This is a genomic window from [Mycobacterium] fortunisiensis, assembly GCF_019050325.1.
Classification (GTDB): domain Bacteria; phylum Actinomycetota; class Actinomycetes; order Mycobacteriales; family Mycobacteriaceae; genus Mycobacterium; species Mycobacterium fortunisiensis.
Window position 1 is genome coordinate 17,435 of record NZ_VOMB01000014.1, and the last position, 18,167, is coordinate 35,601.

Sequence of the window (18,167 nt, forward strand, 5' to 3'; positions counted from 1 at the left end):
CCTACGGCGCGACGGTGAGCCAGTCGGCGAACCCCGACGGGTCGTGGCGGCCGAGCGCACCGTGTTCGAATAATCCCCAACCCTCGGATGTCGCCCCGCCTTCGGTGCACACCGCCCGGCCGACATGGTCGATCACGCCGAAACCGGACCGGCCGATGATTGCCGGATCGGTCATGTCATAGGTCAGCCGCTCGGTGAATCGCTCACCCTTCCACGTGCCATGGATCCAGTCACTGTCGCCGCCGTAGCCGCCACCGACGTGAATCGGCACGGGCAGTTTGGATTCCACGTCAAAGCGCACCGGTGTCCCGTCGAGCGCAGTCGCTTCGATCGTGGCTCCGGTCGGGATGCGGGTACCCGAACGGTAGTGGATCTTGACCCGTGGCCAACCGAGTTGTTCGACGCGGCCGTCCTTGAAGATCCGGCTGCAGTCGTTGAGTGAGCGGAAGCCGCTGGGGTCCTCCTGGATGATCAGCACGACCGCGAAATCGTCGAACGCCATCGGCACGTACAGCCACCACATGCCCTCGAACGGCGGATCGGCGGGACGTCCGGCCGGTTCGGCCTCACCGACCGGGCGGATACCCCAGGACCGGTCGCGCGAGCCGATCCAGGTCTGCGGGTCGACGTCGATGTGCCGGCCGTCGATCTCCAGATACCCGCTCCAGGAACCCACTTGGGCGAAGCGCTGGGCGTCGAGGGTGATGCGGTTGCCCTGACGCATCAGGTGCGGCTGCTCCTGCACCACGTCGAACAACCCGTCCCAGGTGAGATCGGCGGCGATACCGTCCGTTTCGTCGAGCACGATGCGGACCTTGCGCAGCGGCTCGATGACCTCGACGCGGTAGCCCAGCACGTGTTGATTCAGTCGATCCTGATCGATCGCGTCGGACAGGTGCACCGCGGTCTGCTCGTCCCCGCGCCGTACCAGAAAGAAGGCGTCCTTCACCCCGAGGTTGGGGTAGTAGCCGATGCCGCTGATGACGAAGATGTCGCCGGTGCGGTCGTGGGCATTGAAATAGGAGCGGTCGTAGAAGTTGCGGTCCGACGATCCCGGCCAGGCGATCGGCTGGGGAACTTGATGTACCGGGTATTCGTCCATCGGGCCGAGCATCAGGCTCCCTCCATTTCCCGGGTCGCTTCGCTCCTGCCCTCCGGGATCTCAATCAGTCGACGCAGCAATGACGCGTGGTAGAACAGGGTTTCGATGTCGTCGGGTTTCTCCATCTCACCGAAGTGCACGCGCCGGGCGCCGGTCCGCATGAACACGCAACACCAGATCACCCCGGAGTAGATGTAGAACCAGCGCAAGTCACCGAGCCGTTTTCCGGTCAACTCGCGGTAGGTGGTCCGGACGTCCTCTTCGCGCATCACATCGGGTAGGCCCGGCAGGCCGGCCATGCCCGACAACTCCTGAAACACCATGTGGGCGAAGATGATCCACGCGACATCGAGTTCGCGGGGACCGAGGGTGGCCATCTCCCAATCGAGTACGGCGGCCGGCCGGAAGTTGTCGTAGAGCACGTTGCCGATGCGGGAATCACCCCATGAGAGCACGGTTTCCGACGCCGCCACATCCTCGGGGAAGTTTTCTTCGAGCCACTGCAGTGCGCGTTCGACGAGCGGTGAACGGCCGATGTCGGGCACCGAGAACTCATACCAGTCCTTCAGCCAGCCGAAGTGGCGGCGCAGCGGGGTGTCGCCCGGCGGGTCCACCTCGGACAGGAATGCGAATCGCTGTGCGGCATCGGGGATGGCGTGCAGTTTCGCCAGCACCTCGACGGTGCTGTCCTGGAGCTCGCGCTGACGTTCGGCCGGGGCATCGGCAAACCAGTTGTCGCCGAAGGTATAGGGCATGACGTCGGGCGGTACCTGCCCCTCGACCCGGTCCATCAGGAAGAACGGGGTGCCCAGCACCTCGCCGGTGGTGTCGATCCAGCGCACGTTGGGCACGGGCACGTCGGTGAGTTCTCCGACCTGGCGCATCACCTCGAACTGGTGATCAAGCCGGTAGGAGGAGAACACCGGGACGTCGTCGGTGGTGGGGGCGACGCGGGCGACCCACTTCTGCTCGCGCGGCGCACCGTTTTCTTCCCAGCGCCCGGTCAGCATGATCGTCTCCGAGGACATACCGTTGGAGTCGACGCCGCTCTCCACGGTGATCTCGGGGGTGGGGCCGCCCGGCATCACCGTGGACAGCCATTGCGCCAGCACCGACGGCAGGGTGGTGACGTCCCGGCTGGAGCGTTGCAGGTGGTCGATGTTCTCCACGGCAGCGTCGCCGGCCGGTTCGTTCGCCATTCAACTCTTCCTTACCGCCACTATTACGATACTGTTGGTAGCGTTATGAAAGCAGAGCCATCACCGGTTGGCAAGACCGCCGGAGCCGGGCGCCCCCGGGACCCACGTATCGACGCTGCCATATTGCAATCGACTGCGGACCTGCTTGTCGAAATCGGCTACGCGAACCTGACCATGGCAGCGGTCGCCGAGCGGGCGCAAACCACGAAAACCGCGTTGTACCGCCGGTGGTCGAGCAAGGCAGAGTTGGTGCACGAGGCCGTGTTCCCGGCCGCCGCGACCGCGTTGGCGGCGCCGGCCGGTGACATCGCGGCCGACATCAAGGCGATGATCGGCGCGGCCCGCGACGTGTTCACGAGTCCGGTGATGCGCGCGGCGCTGCCCGGACTGGTCGCCGACGTCGTCGCCGACACCGAACTGAACGCACGCGTGATGCAGCGGTTCGCCGACACGTTCGCGGTGGTGCGCAACCGGGTGATCGACGGCGTGGCCCGCGGCGAGGTGCACGCCGACGTGCACCCGGACCGGCTGGTGGAAATCATCGGCGGATCGACCATGCTGCGGATGCTGTTGTGGCCGGAGAGCGAACTCGACGACGAGTGGGTGGCGCAGACGGCGGCAATCGTGGTGCACGGCGTCACCGTGGGTTGACATGGACCGCTGTTCAGGTTCGACACTGGTGGGATGAACGCGAAAGACGTGCAACCGTTTCCCGCGAACTGGCAGACCGCGCTGGTCCTGGTGCCGCATCCCGACGACCCCGAATACGGGATCGGCGCGGCGGTCGCCAAGTGGACTGCGGAAGGCAAGACCGTGCATTACGCGCTCGCCTGCCGGGGCGAGGCCGGGATTGCCGGCATGCCGCCCGAACAAGCCGGCCCGTTGCGGGAAAAGGAGCAGCGCCGCTCCGCCGCGATCGTCGGCGTCGACGACGTGGCGTTCTGGGACTTTCCCGACAGCAACATCCACGACACGGCTGAGCTGCGGGCGAAGATCGCCGAGACCATCGCCACGCTGCACCCCGACGTCGTCATCACCATCTACAGCGGGCCCAGTTGGGCGCCCGGTGCACCCAACCAGCCGGACCACATCGAGTTCGCCCACGCCGTCGCGGCGGCCTTTGACGACATCTCAGGCAGCCTCACCGATGTTCCTCGCTGGCTCTTCGAGAACGGGCCGGAGCCCACGCACTGTGAGGCCGTCGACGGCTATACCGAGGCAGCGGTGAATTCTCTTGCCGCCCATGAGGCGTACCTGTCCGTGCTGGACCCGGGCACTCCCGTCGTCGAGCAGGCGCGCCGGCAGGTGGAAATGGTCACCCCCGCCGTCCGGGATCTCGGTGAGCGAACAGTCGGGTTCATTCTGAAGCGGCCGCGCTGAACGCATCTGGCCTGCGCCTACCATCGCAGCTGTGCGTGCTGTGAGGTATTCCGAGGTTGGCGTCCTTCCTGCCGTGGTCGACGTCGCCGCACCCGACTGTCCGGCCGACGGGGTGGTCGTCGACGTTGCGGCCACCGGGATCTGTCGATCGGACTGGCATGCCTGGCGGGGGCACGATCCGGTGGCGCTCCCGATCATCCCTGGGCACGAGTTCGCCGGCACCATCGCGGCGGTCGGTGCCGAGGTGTCGGGCTGGCAGGTGGGGGACCGCGTCACCGCGCCCTTCGTGCTCGGCTGTGGCAGGTGCGAGTTCTGCCGCACCGGCGACGCCCAGGTGTGCCCTGACCAGCTGCAGCCAGGGTTCACGATCCCGGGATCGTTCGCGCAGCAGGTGGCGGTGCCGCGGGCCCGGACCAACCTCGTCCGGCTGCCCGATACGGTCTCCTTCGCGGCGGCGGCCGCCCTCGGGTGCCGGTTCGCCACGTCGTTCCGTGCCGTGGTGGCCCACGGCGACGTGCAGCCCGGTCAGTGGGTGACCGTGTATGGCTGCGGTGGAGTGGGCCTGTCGGCGGTGATGATCGCGAAAGCGTTTGGCGCCAAGGTCGTTGCGGTCGACGTGAACGACGACGCGCTCGCGGCAGCGCGTGGAGCCGGTGCCGACGTGCTGATCAACAGTGTCGAGATCGCCGATGTGGCAACAGAAGTCAGGGAGCGCACCGGCGGCGGAGGGCATATCGGGATCGACGCCATCGGTGATCCCGCGCTCGCCGCGTCTTCGGTGTCGGCGCTGCGCCGGCGCGGACGGCACATTCAGGTCGGTCTGTTGCTCGGCGATGCGGCGCGCACGTCGTTCCCGATGGATCGGGTGATCGCCCACGAACTTTCGATCCTGGGCTCCCACGGGATGCCCGCGGTCGACTATCCCGCGATGCTCGACCGCATTGCCGCCGGGGCGTTGGACCCGGAACGCCTAGTGACACGCCGGATATCGCTGGACGACGCCCCTGCGGCACTCGCGGGGATGGATACCCCCACCGCCGGCATGACGATCATCGAGGTCGGCCCGGCGTGAAAGACGGTGATGCCGTCGCCTCAGTGCTCGATCTGGGAGTGATTACGTTGGGACACAGCGCGATAACGATCACCTAGGCCGTCGAAATCCCGCTCCTGCGCACCTGCGATGGCCTGCTCGGCATCCAGTGCCGGGCCGATCAGGGGCGCGCTGCCACGGAGGTAGATCTCCTTGAGGCCGGCCATGGTCGGTGCCGGCACCTCGGCGATCTGGCCGGCCAGCTCCAGCGCCCGGGGCAGCAGTCGGTCGTGCGGCACCACTTCGGTCACGAGACCCAGGCGTTCGGCTCGCGCGGCGTCGACGACTTCGCCGGTCATCGACAGCCGCCGCGCCATGGCGGCACCGACCACGTGGGGTAGCCGCGCCGTCATGCCGCCGCCGGGCAGGATCCCCACCCGGGCATGCGTGTCGGCGAACACCGCGCGGTCCGAGGCGATCAGGAAGTCGCAACCCAGGGCCATCTCCAAGCCACCGGTGAACGTCGCACCGTTGATCGCCCCGATGATCGGGGTGCGCAGCTCTCCGGTCTTGGTGATGCAGTTGTGCGACTGGAACTTCTCGAAATAATCCATGCCGAGCGACTGGGCTTCTTTGAGGTCGATACCGGCGCAAAACGCGGGGTCGGCCCCGGTCAGCACGATGACCCGGACCGCCTCGTCGACATCGGCGGCGTCCAGTGCCGCATACAGTTCCTCGATCAGTTCACGGCCCAGGGCGTTCCGCGACTCGGGCCGGTTGAGGGTGAGCACGCGGACGGCGCCGTGCTCGGCGGTGCGGACGGTGGTCATTGCCGCAGCTTAGTCAGCGCAGGAACACTGCGGCGTTGTTGGCCAGATCCAGCAGCGGCTGCGGCAATGCGCCGAGTGCGAACGTCACTGCCGCGGTGATCGTCACGACGGTGGCGGTCAGCCCGCTGGGGATGACGACCTCGGGTGCGTCCTCGGGTGGTTCGGTGAAGAACATCAGCACGATCACCCGAACATAGAAGTACGCCGCCACGGCACTGGCGATGACACCGACGACGACCAGCGGCATCGCACCGCCTTCGCCAGCGGCCTTGAAGACCGCGAACTTACCGACGAACCCGCTGGTCAGCGGGATCCCGGCGAACGCCAGCAGGAACAGTGAAAACACCAGCCCGACAACCGGATAGCGACGGCCCAGGCCCGCCCACTGTGTCATCGCGGTGGCCTCCTCGCCGGCGATATTGCGCACCAGGCCGACCACCGCGAACGCCCCGACGGTGCTGAATCCGTAAGCGAAAAGGTAAAACAGCGTCGAGGACACCCCGGCCGGGTTGGCGGCGATCACGCCGGTCAGGATGAACCCGGAGTGCGCCACCGCCGAATAGGCAAGCATGCGTTTGACGTCGGTCTGGGTGACCGCCAGGAGGGTGCCGAGCACCATGGTCAGGATCGCGATGGCCCACAGGACGGGCCGCCAATCGTCGCGTAGCTGCGGGACCGCCACGTAGAAGATGCGCAGCATCGCCCCAAACGCGGCGATCTTCGTGCCTGCTGCCATGAAAGCGGTGATCGCGGTCGGTGCGCCCTGGTAAACATCGGGGATCCACGAATGGAACGGCACGGCACCGACTTTGAACAACACGCCGACCAGGAGCAGGGCGATGCCGATCAATGCCAACGGGGTGTTGGGGCTGCGGGTGGCCACCGCGTCGGCGATGCCGGTGAGGTCCAGGGTGCCGGCGTAGCCGTAGAGCATGGCCGCCCCGTACAGGAAGAACGCCGACGAGAAAGCGCCCAACAGAAAGTATTTCAACGATGCTTCGTGTGACAGCAGCCGACGGTGACGGGCCAACCCGCACAGCAGATACAGCGGCAGGGACAGTACCTCCAGTGCGATGAACATGGTCAGCAGATCGTCGGCGGCGCCGAACAACAGCATGCCGCCGATGGCGAACATGGTCAGTGGAAAGACTTCGGTCTGCATCACGCCGGTCTTGGTGGCCAACTGCTCGGCGACGCTGCCCGCGGCTGCGGACGCCTGCGGGGTGAAGCCGTCCAGACCGCGGGTGGCGCCGACCGTTTCGGTCGCGGGCCGGCGCTCGGCGATCAGCAGGATGCCCAACAGGCCCACCAACGCAATGGTGCCCTGCAGGAACAGTGCGGGCGCGTCGAGAACCACCGCGCCCAGCACCGCGGGCCTGCCGGGCGTGCCGTGCAGCTCTCGGGCCAGCAGAACCACCGCGACCACCGCGGCGCCCAACGCGCCCAGTGCCAGCGTGACCTGTATCCGATAGCGGGCGGCCCGGGGCAGGAACGCCTCGACCAGAACGCCGGCCACCGCGGCCCCGAACACGATCAGCATGGGCGAGAGGAGGCCGTACTCGATGCTGGGTGTGACCATGTCAGCGGACCCCTTCTGCCAGCTTCGGCAGCACCGTCGGCGGGGGATCGGTCTGGCCGATGGTGACCAGGGTGTGCTGCACCGCCGGGTTGATCACATCCAGCGCCGGCTTGGGATAAATGCCCAGCACCAGCAGCAGCGCGATCAGCGGTACGACGACGGCCAATTCGCGCGGTACCAGATCACGTACCTGGTGCTCGCCGTCGGCGAGGCCCTCGGGCACCGGACCGGTCATCATCCGTTGATACATCCACAGGATGTAGACCGCGGACAGCACCAGGGCGGTGGCGGCGAACACCGCGGCCACCGGGTAGCGGGTGAATGTACCGATGAGCACCAGGAATTCACTGATGAACGGGGCCAGGCCCGGTAGTGACAGCGTCGCCAAGCCGGCCACCAGGAATGTGCCGGCCAGTACCGGGGCCACCTTCTGCACCCCGCCGTACGCATCGATCAGCCGCGTGCCGCGTCGCGACACCAGGAACCCGGCGATGAGGAACAGTGCGGCCGTGGAGATCCCATGGTTGATCATGTAGAGAGTCGAACCGGACTGACCCTGGCTGGTCATCACGAAGATGCCCAGGATGATGAAACCGAAATGCGAGATCGACGTGTAGGCGATCAGGCGCATCACATCGGTCTGGCCGATCGCCAGGACGGCTCCGTAGACGATGCCGACCGCGGCAAGGGTGATGATCAGCGGACGGAAATACGTTGAGGCATCGGGGAACAACGGCAGGCAATAGCGCAGCATCCCGAACGTGCCGACCTTGTCCATGACCGCCATCATCAGTACCGCGCTGGCCGGGGTGGCCTGCACCGCGGCGCCGGGCAGCCATCGGTGGAACGGCCACAGCGGGGCCTTGACCGCGAATGCGAACATGAACCCGAGGAACAGTAAGTTCGCCACCGTCGGGTTGATGACGAACTCACCGTTCGACAGCGCGGTGACGATCGCCCGGAAGTCAAAGGTGCCCGGGGCTGAATTGTCGGCCCCGCCGACGGCCTCGAACGCGTCCCTGCCTGCGGTGACCACGTACAGGCCGATCACCGCGGCCAGCATGACCAGCCCGCCGAACAGGTTGTACAGCAGGAACTTCACCGCTGCTCTGGACGCTTGCGCTCGATGCCGTCCGAACCCGCCGATCAGGAAGTACATCGGGATCAACATCGCCTCGAAGAACACGTAGAACAGCAGGATGTCCAGGGCCACCAGGGACATGAACACCATGCCTTCGACGGCCAGCGTCAAGGCCAGGTAGGCCTGCACTCCGCGGCCACCGAGCCCGGTCTGATGGGCGGCGTCGTTCCAGCCCGCGACGATCAACAGCGGCAGCAGGACCGCGGTGAGCACCACGAGCGCCAGCGCGATGCCGTCGACCCCGAGGATGTACCCGGTACCGAATGACGGGATCCAGCGGTGCGATTCGACGAACTGATACTGCTCACCGGCGGGATCGAAGCTGACGGCGATCACCGCGGTCAGACCCAGGGCTGCCAGTGAGATAACCAGGGCCAGCCACTTGGCCAGCGCCCGTTGGCCGGCCGGAAGCAACATCACCACGGCGGCCCCCACCATCGGGGTGGCCCACAGCGCGGTCAGCCACGGAAATGAGCTCACCACAGTCGCACCGCCAGGATCGCTGCGACCACGAGAGCCGCTCCGCCCAGCATCGACAGCGCATACGAACGGGCGTAACCGGTCTGCAACTGGCGCAGCCCATCCGATGTTCGACGCACCAGGGCCGCCAGTCCACCGGCGGTGCCGTCGACCACTTTGTCGTCGACGGCAACCAGGGCTGCGGTCAAGGTCTGGCCACCCCGCATGAATACCGCCTCGTTGAATGCGTCGCCGTACAGATCGCGGCGGGCCGCCGTCGTGAGTGCCGATCCGTCGGGCACATCGTCCGGGACCGGCCGTTGCCCATACATCCGGTACGCCACCGCGATACCGACCGCCACGACCGCCAGCACCACCACGGTCACCACCCACGCCGGAATCGAGTGGTGTGCTTCATGGGTGCCGACGACGGGTTCGAGCCAGTGCGACAACGTGCCGCCGATTGCCAGCGCACCGCCGGAGACCACCGAGCCGATCGCCAGCAGGATCATCGGCCAGGTCATCACGGCCGGGGCCTCGTGCGGATGAGCTATCGCCTTCCCCGTCGCTTCGCTCGCCCCAGCGTCGGGTGCCCAACGCTTTTCGCCGAAGAACGTCATCAGCATCACCCGGGTCATGTAGAACGCGGTGATCCCGGCACCCAGGATCGCGGCCCCGCCGAGGATCACCCCGCGCAGCCCGCCGGCGCCCAGGGCCGCCTCGATGATGCTGTCTTTGGAGAAGAAGCCCGCCAGCGGCGGGACCCCGATGATGGCCAGGTAGCCGAGCCCGAACGTGGCGAACGTGATCGGCAGGGCCTTGCGCAGTCCGCCGTAGCGCCGCATGTTCACCTCGTCGTTCATGGCGTGCATCACCGACCCGGCACCGAGGAACAACCCGGCCTTGAAGAAGCCGTGGGTGAGCAGGTGCATGATGGCGAAGGCATAGCCGGCCGGCCCGAGCCCGGCGGCCAGCACCATGTAGCCGATCTGGCTCATCGTGGAGGCGGCCAACGCCTTCTTGATGTCGTCTTTGGCGCACCCGATGATCGCGCCGAACAGCAGGGTCACTGCGCCGACGATGACCACACCGGTCTGGGCGCCGGGCGCCAGGTCGAAGATCGGTCCCGACCGGACGATCAGATAGACGCCGGCGGTGACCATGGTGGCGGCGTGGATCAGGGCCGACACCGGCGTCGGGCCCTCCATCGCGTCACCGAGCCAGGACTGCAGCGGCACCTGAGCCGATTTACCGCAGGCACCCAACAGCAGCAGCAGACCGATCGCGGTGAGGCTGGCTTCGCTCAAAGCCGGTGCGGCACTGAACACCCCGGCGAACGAGATCGATCCGATGGTGGCGAACATGATCATCAGTGCGATGGCCAGGCCCATGTCGCCGACCCGGTTGACGACGAACGCCTTCTTGGCCGCGGCGGCGGCCGACGGTTTGTGCGACCAGAACCCGATCAGCAGATACGAGGCCAGGCCCACCCCTTCCCAGCCGGCGTACAGGCCGAGGTAGTTGTCGGCGAGTACCAGCAGCAGCATCGCCGCAAGGAACAGGTTCAAATACGCGAAGAAAAGCCGACGACTCGGACCTGTGTCTTCGGGTCGCTCCGCAAGCTGCGCTCCCGGAGCCATGTACCCGATCGAGTAGATGTGAATCAACGAGCCCACGCCGGTGATCAACAGTACGAAACACACCGACAGCTGGTCCAACTGCAAACCGAAATCGACCTGCAGGCCGCCGACCGGCACCCAGGAGAACAGCAACTCGGAAATCGTGCGGTGTTCGGCGCTGCGGCCGAGCATCTCGACGAACAACACCAGTCCGACGGCGAAGGAACCCAGCGCGGTCGCGCAACCCAGCAGGTGTCCCCAACGGTCCGCACGCCGCCCGGCGAGCAGCAGTATCGCCGCACCGGTGGCCGGCAGGTCGATCAGCAACCACACAGGAATCGTCATGTTGCCCTTAGTGCTTCAGCAGACTGGCGTCATCGACCGAGGCCGAATGGCGGGTGCGGAAGATCGTCATGATGATGGCCAGGCCGACGACCACCTCGCAGGCCGCAACAACCATGGTGAAAAACGCCACCACCTGGCCGTCGAGCTGGCCGTGCATCCGGGAGAACGCCACAAAGGCGAGGTTGGCCGCGTTGAGCATGAGCTCGACGCACATGAACATCACGATGGCGTTGCGCCGCAGCAGAACCCCGGCCGCACCGATCGTGAACAACAGGGCCGACAGGTACAGATAGTTGTCGGGATTCACGTCACCCCTCTCCGTTCGCCGAGTTACTGATCGGGCGCTGCGGCAGGATCGCGCTGACCGACAGCGTCGCATCCGAGCCGTCGGGAAGCCGGGCCGGGACGTCGACGGCGTTGTGCCGGGCGTAGACCCCCGGATTCGGCAGCGGTGTCGGATGCCCGCCGGCCTGGAACCGTTCCTCGGCCAGTTCCCGCTGGGTCTTGCGGTGCTCGAAGCGTTCCCGGTGGGCCAGCACCATCGCGCCCAGCGCCGCCGTGATCAGCAAGGTGCTGGTCAGCTCGAACGCCCACAGGTAGCGGGTGAAGATCAATGCGGCCAGGCCCTCGACATTGCCGCCACTGTTGGCCGCAGCCAGGCCAGTGAAGCCGTTCACCGATACCGTGCCGATCCCGGCGATCAGCAGGATCCCGAACCCGACGCCCACGGCCAGCGCTGCAAGCCGTTGCCCGCGTAGGGTTTCGGTGAACGATTCGGTGAGGTCGACGCCGATGAGCATGAGCACGAACAGGAACAGCATCATCACCGCGCCGGTGTACACCACCACCTGGACCACGCCGAGGAACAGGGCGTCCTGGGCGATGTAGAGCACGGCCAGCGAGATCATCGTGCAGGCCAGAAACACTGCCGAGTACACCGCTTTGGGTGCCGCAACCACGCCGATGGCGCCGAGCACCGCGACGGTGCCGAGAATCCAGAACAACACCGCCTCGGCTGTCGAGGTGTGCGGCGCCGTTTCCGCGGCGAGCCGCGTCATGTGCCCCGCGGCGAGCCGCGTCATGTGCCCCGCGGCCAGCAGCACCAGGTGGTCCGGGGTCACCGGGCCTCCTGGCGCAGCGGCTTGACCCGGCCGAGGTAGTAGTCGTCGTCGGTGCTGCCCGGCGCCATGTCATGTGGCGGTGCCTGCATCCCGGGTTGCAGTGGGGCCAACAGTTTGTCCTTGCCCCAGATCAGGTCCGCGCGGTTGTCGTCGGCCATCTCGTACTCGTTGGTCATGGTCAGCGCTCGGGTCGGACAGGCCTCGATGCACAATCCGCAACCGATACAGCGCAGATAGTTGATCTGATAGACCTGACCGTAGCGCTCGCCCGGCGAGAAGCGTTCGGCGGCGGTGTTGTCGGCGCCCTCGACGTAGATGGCGTCGGCCGGGCAGGCCCAGGCGCACAATTCGCAGCCGATGCACTTTTCCAGGCCGTCGGGGTAGCGGTTGAGTTGATGCCGGCCGTGATAGCGCGGCGCGACCGGGCCGGGTTTCTCCGGATACTGTTCGGTGAGTGGCTTCTTGAACATCGCCCCGAACGTGACCGCGAACCCGGCCAGGGCGTCGAAGAACTTGGGTTTCTTAGACATCGACGGTCTCCTTGCGCGCATTCGGCAGTGGTGGTACCGGGTAGGCTCCGACGCTCTGATCGGGTATCGGCTGAATGGTGCTGCCCCGCAGGGCCTTCCACAGTGCGACGGCCAGGACCGCCACCACCAGCACCGCGGTGGTGACCAGGCCGGTGGCCCAGTTGTGGTAACCATGCTGACGCAGGCTGTGGGTGACGGCGACGACCATGATCCAGACCAGCGACACCGGAATGAGGACCTTCCAGCCCAGGGCCATGAACTGGTCGTAACGCAACCGGGGGAGGGTGGCCCGGAGCCAGAAGTACAGGAACATGAACGTCCACACCTTGGCGACGAACCACAGCAGCGGCCACCACCCGCTGTTGGCGCCGTCGATCAGGTTGAACGGGAACGGGGCGTGCCAGCCACCGAGGAACATCGTGGTGGCCAGGGCCGAGACGGTGGTCATGTTGACGTACTCGGCCAGCATGAACATGGCGAACTTCAAGGACGAGTATTCGGTGTGGAAGCCGCCGACGAGCTCACCTTCGGCCTCGGGCAGATCGAAAGGTGCCCGGTTGGTTTCGCCCACCATCGAGGTCACGTACACCACGAATGACGGCAGTAGCAGAAACACGTACCAGGTGCGGTCCTGGGCCGCCACGATGCCCGAGGTGGACATGGTGCCCGCGTAGAGGAACACCGCGGCGAACGACAACGCCATCGCGATCTCGTAGGAGATCACCTGGGCGCTGGACCGCAATCCGCCGAGCAGCGGATAGGTGGACCCGGACGCCCAACCGGCCAGCACGATGCCGTACACGCCGATCGAGGTGACCGCCAGGATGTAGAGCACCGCGACGGGCAGATCGGTCAACTGCAGGGCGGTGCGGTGGCCGAACACCGACACTTCACCACCCATCGGGATCACTGCGAACGCCATGAAGGCGGGGATCACCGCGATCACCGGCGCCAGCAGGTAGATGGGCCGGTCGATGCCGGCCGGGGTGAGGCCCTCTTTGAGGGCGAGTTTGACGCCGTCGGCCAGTGACTGCAGCAACCCCCAGGGCCCCACCCGGTTGGGGCCGGGACGCATCTGCATGCGGCCCAGCACTTTCCGTTCGATCAGAATCGCCGCGAGGACCGTCAGCAGCAGGAAGACGAACACCCCGAGTGCCTTGGCCAGGATCAGCCACCACGGGTCGTGGCCGAACAGGGTGGGATCGGGGTAGGTCATGAGGCGCTCCGCCCGGTTGAGACCGGTCCGGTCGAGGCCGGTGAGAGTGCGACCAGGGCACCGGCATTCACCCCGAGTTGTCGGTGGATTGCCGATCCCGGGGAATTGGTGGGCAGCCACACCACCCGGTCGGGCATCTCGGCCACCACGAGCGGCAGGGTGATCGATCCCCGGTCGGTGCTCGCGGTCACCGGATCACCCGGAGCCACGCCGATTTCGGCCGCCGTCGCGGCGGAGAGCCGCGCCACGGGGCTGACCGCGGTGCCGGCCAGATAAGGTTCGCCGTCCTGTAGCCGTCCGGCGTCGAGCAGCAGACGCCAACTGGCCAGCACCGCCTGGCCGGGGCCCGCGGCGGGCGCAGGTGCCGCCGTCGCAGACGGTTCCGCCGGGCGGCGGCCGGACCAGGTGCCGAGCCGGGCCAACTCGCGGTCGGCGGCCTCGGCGGTGGGCAGACCGAGATCGACGCCGATCTCGTCGGCCAGATAGTGCAGCACCCGCAGGTCAGGGATGGCGTTGGTCTGCAGTGCCGGCTGAAACGGACGAATCCGGCCTTCCCAGTTGAGGAATGCCCCGGCCTTCTCCACCACCGGGGCCACCGGGAAGACCACATCGGCCAGCTCGGTGACCTCGCTCTCACGCAGCTCGAGGCTGACCACCAGCGGGGTGGCCCGCAGTGCGGCCAACGCGGCCGCCGGGTCGGGTAGATCGCTGACCTCGACGCCGCCGACGAGGAGGGCCGAGAGCAGCCCGTCGGCGGCCGCGGTCACGATGGCGTTGGCATCCCGGCCCGCGGTGCCGGGTAGTTCGGAGGTATTCCACACCGCCGCGGTCTGGGCGCGGGCGTCGGCGTTGTCGACCGGCCGGCCGCCCGGCAGCAGATTCGGCAGCGCCCCGGCCTCGAGCGCACCGCGCTCACCGGCCCGGCGCGGAATCCAGGCCAGCCGTGCCCCGGTGGCCGCGGCCAGTCGGGCTACGGCCGACAATGCACCGGGCGAGGTGGCCAACCGCTCACCGGCCAGGATCACCGCACCGGGACGACGGAGACGCTCGTCGTCGCTGAGCGCGTCCAGGGCGGCGGCCTCGGCCCCGGGAACCGTCGGGATCAGCGTGCCCGCCATCTTCGTCAGCCCGCGGCTGGCGAACGGTGCCACCGCGAGCACCTCCAGGCTGTGCTTGCGGGCGGCTTTGCGCAGCCGCAGGAACACGATCGGGGATTCTTCCTCGGGTTCGAACCCGGCGAGTAGCACCGTCGGGGCCTTTTCCAGCTCGGCGTAGCGCAAGGTCATCGGCTTCCCGGCGATCTGCCCGGCCAGGAATTCCGCCTCCTCAACGGAGTGCGGCCGGGCGCGGAAGTCAATATCGTTGGTGTTCAGCACCATTCGGGCGAACTTGGCATACCCGTAGGCATCTTGCACGGTGCACCGGCCACCCACCAGGACGCCGGTGTGCGAGCCCGCCGCCAGCAGGCCGGCACCGGCGACCGTCAGTGCCTCCGACCAGGAGGCCGGGCGCAGCGCACCGTCTTCACGGATCAGCGGTGTGGTGATCCGGTCGCCGGTCGTCGCATAGGTGAAGGCCCACCGGCCCTTGTCACAGTTCCACTCCTCGTTGACCTCCGGATCGTCACCGGCCAAGCGGCGCAGCACTTTGCCGCGCCGGTGGTCGGTGCGCTGGGCGCAACCCGAGGCGCAGTGCTCACACACGCTCGGGCTGGAGACCAGATCGAACGGCCGGGCCCGGAACCGGTAGGCCGTCCCGGTGAGTGCCCCGACCGGGCAGATCTGCACGGTGTTGCCCGAGAAATACGACTGGAACGGTTCGTTCGGTGCGATACCGACCTGTTGCAGCGCACCGCGTTCCAGCAGTTCGATGAAGGGATCCCCGGCGATCTGTGCGGAGAACCGGGTGCAGCGTGCGCACAGCACGCACCGTTCGCGATCCAACAACACCTGCGTGGAGATGCTGATCGGCTTCGGGTAGGTCCGCTTGACGTCCTCGAAGCGAGTTTCCGGGCGGCCGTTGGACATTGCCTGGTTCTGCAGGGGGCACTCGCCACCCTTGTCACAGATCGGGCAGTCCAGCGGATGGTTGATCAACAGCAGTTCCATCACACCGCGCTGGGCCTTGTCGGCGGACTCGGAGCTGTGCTGGGTGTGCACCACCATGTCGGGGCTGACGGTGGTGGTGCACGAGGCCATCGGTTTGCGCTGCCCTTCGATCTCGACCAGGCATTGCCGGCAGGCCCCGACCGGATCGAGCAACGGGTGATCGCAGAACCGGGGGATCTGGATGCCCATCAGTTCGGCGGCGCGGATCACCAAGGTGCCCTTGGGGACACTGATCTGTTCACCGTCGATGGTCAGTGACACCATCTCCACCGGCGGGGTGTCCTTGGCGGGCTCAGCCAGTGTCATGCGCGTCCCCCTTTCCTTCCGCGAGCAGACATAAAACTGCCCAAATTGGCGCAAAAATAGGCAGTTATGTGTCTGCTCGCGGTGAGAAACATCGGTCTACGCACCTGCCCCTTCGGTCGCCATCAACGTCGACGCGTGCGGATCGAACGGGCATCCACCGCTCAGGTGCGCCAGATACTCGTCCCGGAAGTACTTGATCGAGGACATCACCGGGGTGGCCGCACCGTCACCCAAGGCGCAGAAGGACTTTCCGAAGACGGTGTCGGCGATGTCGAGCAGTTTGTCGATGTCCTCCTGGCTGCCCGCGCCGGTCTCCAGCCGCGCATAGATCTGGTCCAGCCAGTAAGTGCCCTCTCGGCACGGCGTGCATTTGCCGCAGGATTCGTGGGCGTAGAACTGTGTCCAGCGCCGCACCGCGCGCACCACGCAGGTGGTTTCGTCGAAAATCTGCAGCGCTTTGGTGCCGAGCATGGATCCGACTGAGGCCATGCCCTCGTAATCCAGTGGCACGTCGATGTGTTCGGCGGTCAGCAGCGGGGTGGACGAACCTCCGGGCGTCCAGAACTTGAGAGTGTGCCCGTCGCGGACACCGCCGGCGTAGTCGAGCAGTTCCCGCAGAGTGATACCCAGCGGTGCTTCATACTGCCCGGGCCGGTTGACGTGACCGGACAGCGAATACAACGTGAAGCCGGGAGATTTCTCCGAGCCCATCGAGCGGAACCAATCCATCCCGTTGACCAGGATCGGCGGCACGCTGGCGATCGACTCGACATTGTTGACCACAGTCGGGCAGGCGTACAGGCCGGCGACCGCGGGAAACGGTGGCCGCAACCGTGGTTGACCGCGACGCCCTTCCAGGGAATCCAGCAGGGCGGTCTCCTCGCCACAAATGTAGGCGCCGGCCCCGGCATGCACGGTCAGCTCGAGATCGAAGCCCGAACCGAGTATGTCGGTGCCCAGATAGCCTTCCGCGTACGCCTCGGCCACCGCGGCCTGCAGGCGCCGCAGCACTGGTACCACTTCACCGCGGACGTAGATGAAAGCGTGGCGGGCCCGGATCGCGTACGCCGCGATGATCACACCCTCGATCAGGAAATGCGGCGTGGTCAGCAGGAGTGGAATATCTTTGCACGTCCCGGGTTCGGACTCATCGGCGTTGACCACGAGATAGTGCGGCTTGGCGCCGGCCCCCTCGTCGCCCTGGGGGATGAACGACCATTTGGTGCCGGTCGGGAAGCCCGCACCGCCGCGTCCGCGCAGACCGGAATCCTTCACCAGCGCGATGACGTCGTCCGGTGCCATGGTCAGGGCTCGTCGCAGACCCCGGTAGCCGTCGTGACGAAGGTAGGCGGCCAGCGTCCACGGCTCCGGTTCGTCCCAGAACCGGCTCAATACCGGGGTCAGCGGGGTCATGCGGTCGGACCTGCCATCCCGGGAGTGGACATTCCGCGTTTTCGGGCTTCCCGTAGCCCGGCCAGCGTTGCCGCACCGGGTGCGCCGCCCGAAGTGTGCGGATTCGTCAGCCCGGCCAGGGTGCGGGCGGTTTCCCGGAACGTGCACAGCGGCGCGCCGCGGGTCGGGGCCGGCGGTGTCCCGTTGCGCAGGCCGTCCACCAGATCCCGTGTCGACGACGGAGTCTGGTTGTCGTAGAACTCCCAGTTGACCATCACCACCGGCGCGTAATCGCACGCGGCGTTGCACTCGACGTGTTCGAGGGTGACCCGGCCGTCAGGGGTGGTTTCGCCGGCGTGGATACCCAGATGTTCCTGCAGCGCATCGAGGATCGCGTCGCCGCCCATGATCGCGCACAACGTGTTGGTGCACACCCCGACGAGGTAGTCGCCCGTCGGGGTGCGGCGGTACATCGAATAGAACGTGGCCACGGCGGTGACCTCGGCGTCCGTCAAACCCAACAACTCGGCGCAGAAACCGATCCCGGCCGGGGTCAGGCAGCTGTCCTCGGCCTGCACCAGATGCAGCAGCGGCAACAGCGCGGAGCGGGCTTCGGGGTAGCGGGCGATGATCTGCTCGGCCTCGGCGGTGAGCCGCGCCGTCACCGCCTCCGGATATGCCGCGGGCCCGTTGATCGGCGGGCCCGCTTCATCGGGGCGCTGCCCCAGCTCCAGGAACACTTCGCTCATCCGTGCCGTCTCCTCTTCGCGCAAGCGCTCATCGGTGCTGTCTCCTCTTCGCGCAAGCGCT

Annotated in this window: 16 protein-coding genes; 3 read left to right on the top strand and 13 right to left on the bottom strand. The window is 66.9% G+C overall.

From position 1 onward, the window contains the following. Position 1 precedes the first annotated feature (1 nt). On the bottom strand, positions 2-1,114 hold the full coding sequence (locus FR943_RS09750) for an Rv3169 family protein (RefSeq protein ID WP_217156384.1): 1,113 nt from the start codon (positions 1,112-1,114) through the stop codon (positions 2-4). Further along, the gene (locus tag FR943_RS09755) at positions 1,114-2,301 is read right to left on the bottom strand and encodes a phosphotransferase family protein (protein WP_217156386.1); all 1,188 of its coding nucleotides are present in this window, start codon (positions 2,299-2,301) and stop codon (positions 1,114-1,116) included. The genes FR943_RS09750 and FR943_RS09755 overlap by 1 nt, the downstream gene beginning before the upstream one ends. Positions 2,302-2,346: 45 nt before the next feature. Between FR943_RS09755 and FR943_RS09760 the strand changes: the two genes are divergently transcribed. Genes FR943_RS09760 through FR943_RS09770 form a run of 3 tightly spaced genes read left to right on the top strand, consistent with a single transcriptional unit; the run spans position 2,347 to position 4,753 of the window. Continuing rightward, complete coding sequence (locus tag FR943_RS09760; protein ID WP_217156388.1) at positions 2,347-2,952, top strand: TetR/AcrR family transcriptional regulator; 606 nt, start codon at positions 2,347-2,349, stop codon at positions 2,950-2,952. A gap of 33 nt (positions 2,953-2,985) precedes the next feature. Then, entirely contained in the window at positions 2,986-3,681 is a 696-nt protein-coding gene (locus tag FR943_RS09765; RefSeq protein WP_217156390.1) for a PIG-L deacetylase family protein, read from the top strand. A 31-nt stretch (positions 3,682-3,712) separates the two neighbouring features. Next, complete coding sequence (locus FR943_RS09770) at positions 3,713-4,753, top strand: zinc-dependent alcohol dehydrogenase family protein (RefSeq protein ID WP_217156392.1); 1,041 nt, start codon at positions 3,713-3,715, stop codon at positions 4,751-4,753. A 20-nt stretch (positions 4,754-4,773) separates the two neighbouring features. On the opposite strand, the gene FR943_RS09775 is transcribed toward FR943_RS09770, so the two are convergent. The 11 genes from FR943_RS09775 to nuoE form a co-directional block, all read right to left on the bottom strand. Next, positions 4,774-5,541 carry an enoyl-CoA hydratase gene (locus FR943_RS09775; RefSeq protein ID WP_217156393.1) on the bottom strand — a complete coding sequence of 256 codons (768 nt, stop codon included), beginning with the start codon at positions 5,539-5,541 and terminating at the stop codon, positions 4,774-4,776. A 13-nt stretch (positions 5,542-5,554) separates the two neighbouring features. After that, positions 5,555-7,120: an NADH-quinone oxidoreductase subunit NuoN gene (gene nuoN / locus FR943_RS09780; protein ID WP_217156395.1), complete on the bottom strand. Its 1,566-nt coding sequence runs from the start codon at positions 7,118-7,120 to the stop codon at positions 5,555-5,557. 1 nt (position 7,121) lies between these two features. Beyond that, a complete protein-coding gene (locus FR943_RS09785; protein WP_217156397.1) occupies positions 7,122-8,744 on the bottom strand; it encodes an NADH-quinone oxidoreductase subunit M in 1,623 nt (540 codons plus the stop codon). Then, positions 8,738-10,684: an NADH-quinone oxidoreductase subunit L gene (nuoL, locus tag FR943_RS09790; protein WP_217156399.1), complete on the bottom strand. Its 1,947-nt coding sequence runs from the start codon at positions 10,682-10,684 to the stop codon at positions 8,738-8,740. Before nuoL ends, FR943_RS09785 begins: the two co-directional genes overlap by 7 nt. A gap of 7 nt (positions 10,685-10,691) precedes the next feature. After that, positions 10,692-10,991: an NADH-quinone oxidoreductase subunit NuoK gene (gene nuoK, locus FR943_RS09795; RefSeq protein WP_217156401.1), complete on the bottom strand. Its 300-nt coding sequence runs from the start codon at positions 10,989-10,991 to the stop codon at positions 10,692-10,694. Between the two features lies 1 nt (position 10,992). After that, positions 10,993-11,742 carry an NADH-quinone oxidoreductase subunit J gene (locus FR943_RS09800; protein ID WP_217156556.1) on the bottom strand — a complete coding sequence of 250 codons (750 nt, stop codon included), beginning with the start codon at positions 11,740-11,742 and terminating at the stop codon, positions 10,993-10,995. 59 nt (positions 11,743-11,801) lie between these two features. Further along, positions 11,802-12,335, bottom strand: a complete 534-nt coding sequence (nuoI, locus tag FR943_RS09805; protein WP_217156402.1) for an NADH-quinone oxidoreductase subunit NuoI — start codon at positions 12,333-12,335, stop codon at positions 11,802-11,804. Continuing rightward, positions 12,328-13,551 carry an NADH-quinone oxidoreductase subunit NuoH gene (gene nuoH / locus FR943_RS09810; protein WP_217156405.1) on the bottom strand — a complete coding sequence of 408 codons (1,224 nt, stop codon included), beginning with the start codon at positions 13,549-13,551 and terminating at the stop codon, positions 12,328-12,330. Before nuoH ends, nuoI begins: the two co-directional genes overlap by 8 nt. Continuing rightward, a complete protein-coding gene (locus FR943_RS09815; RefSeq protein WP_217156407.1) occupies positions 13,548-15,965 on the bottom strand; it encodes an NADH-quinone oxidoreductase subunit G in 2,418 nt (805 codons plus the stop codon). Before FR943_RS09815 ends, nuoH begins: the two co-directional genes overlap by 4 nt. Positions 15,966-16,061: 96 nt before the next feature. Continuing rightward, complete coding sequence (nuoF, locus tag FR943_RS09820) at positions 16,062-17,378, bottom strand: NADH-quinone oxidoreductase subunit NuoF (RefSeq protein ID WP_217156408.1); 1,317 nt, start codon at positions 17,376-17,378, stop codon at positions 16,062-16,064. Beyond that, on the bottom strand, positions 17,375-18,106 hold the full coding sequence (gene nuoE, locus FR943_RS09825) for an NADH-quinone oxidoreductase subunit NuoE (RefSeq protein ID WP_217156410.1): 732 nt from the start codon (positions 18,104-18,106) through the stop codon (positions 17,375-17,377). The genes nuoF and nuoE overlap by 4 nt, the downstream gene beginning before the upstream one ends. Positions 18,107-18,167 lie beyond the last annotated feature (61 nt).

Bases quoted from the DNA above. Each gene is read 5' to 3' on its own strand.
- FR943_RS09765 (WP_217156390.1), top strand. From the start codon at position 2,986: ATGAACGCGAAAGACGTGCAACCGTTTCCCGCGAACTGGCAGACCGCG.
- FR943_RS09800 (WP_217156556.1), bottom strand. From the start codon at position 11,742: ATGACGCGGCTCGCCGCGGAAACGGCGCCGCACACCTCGACAGCCGAG.
- nuoL (WP_217156399.1), bottom strand. From the start codon at position 10,684: ATGACGATTCCTGTGTGGTTGCTGATCGACCTGCCGGCCACCGGTGCG.
- nuoF (WP_217156408.1), bottom strand. From the start codon at position 17,378: ATGACCCCGCTGACCCCGGTATTGAGCCGGTTCTGGGACGAACCGGAG.
- nuoH (WP_217156405.1), bottom strand. From the start codon at position 13,551: ATGACCTACCCCGATCCCACCCTGTTCGGCCACGACCCGTGGTGGCTG.
- FR943_RS09750 (WP_217156384.1), bottom strand. From the start codon at position 1,114: ATGCTCGGCCCGATGGACGAATACCCGGTACATCAAGTTCCCCAGCCG.
- nuoN (WP_217156395.1), bottom strand. From the start codon at position 7,120: ATGGTCACACCCAGCATCGAGTACGGCCTCCTCTCGCCCATGCTGATC.
- FR943_RS09815 (WP_217156407.1), bottom strand. From the start codon at position 15,965: ATGACACTGGCTGAGCCCGCCAAGGACACCCCGCCGGTGGAGATGGTG.
- FR943_RS09755 (WP_217156386.1), bottom strand. From the start codon at position 2,301: ATGGCGAACGAACCGGCCGGCGACGCTGCCGTGGAGAACATCGACCAC.
- FR943_RS09760 (WP_217156388.1), top strand. From the start codon at position 2,347: ATGAAAGCAGAGCCATCACCGGTTGGCAAGACCGCCGGAGCCGGGCGC.
- nuoI (WP_217156402.1), bottom strand. From the start codon at position 12,335: ATGTCTAAGAAACCCAAGTTCTTCGACGCCCTGGCCGGGTTCGCGGTC.
- FR943_RS09775 (WP_217156393.1), bottom strand. From the start codon at position 5,541: ATGACCACCGTCCGCACCGCCGAGCACGGCGCCGTCCGCGTGCTCACC.
- nuoE (WP_217156410.1), bottom strand. From the start codon at position 18,106: ATGAGCGAAGTGTTCCTGGAGCTGGGGCAGCGCCCCGATGAAGCGGGC.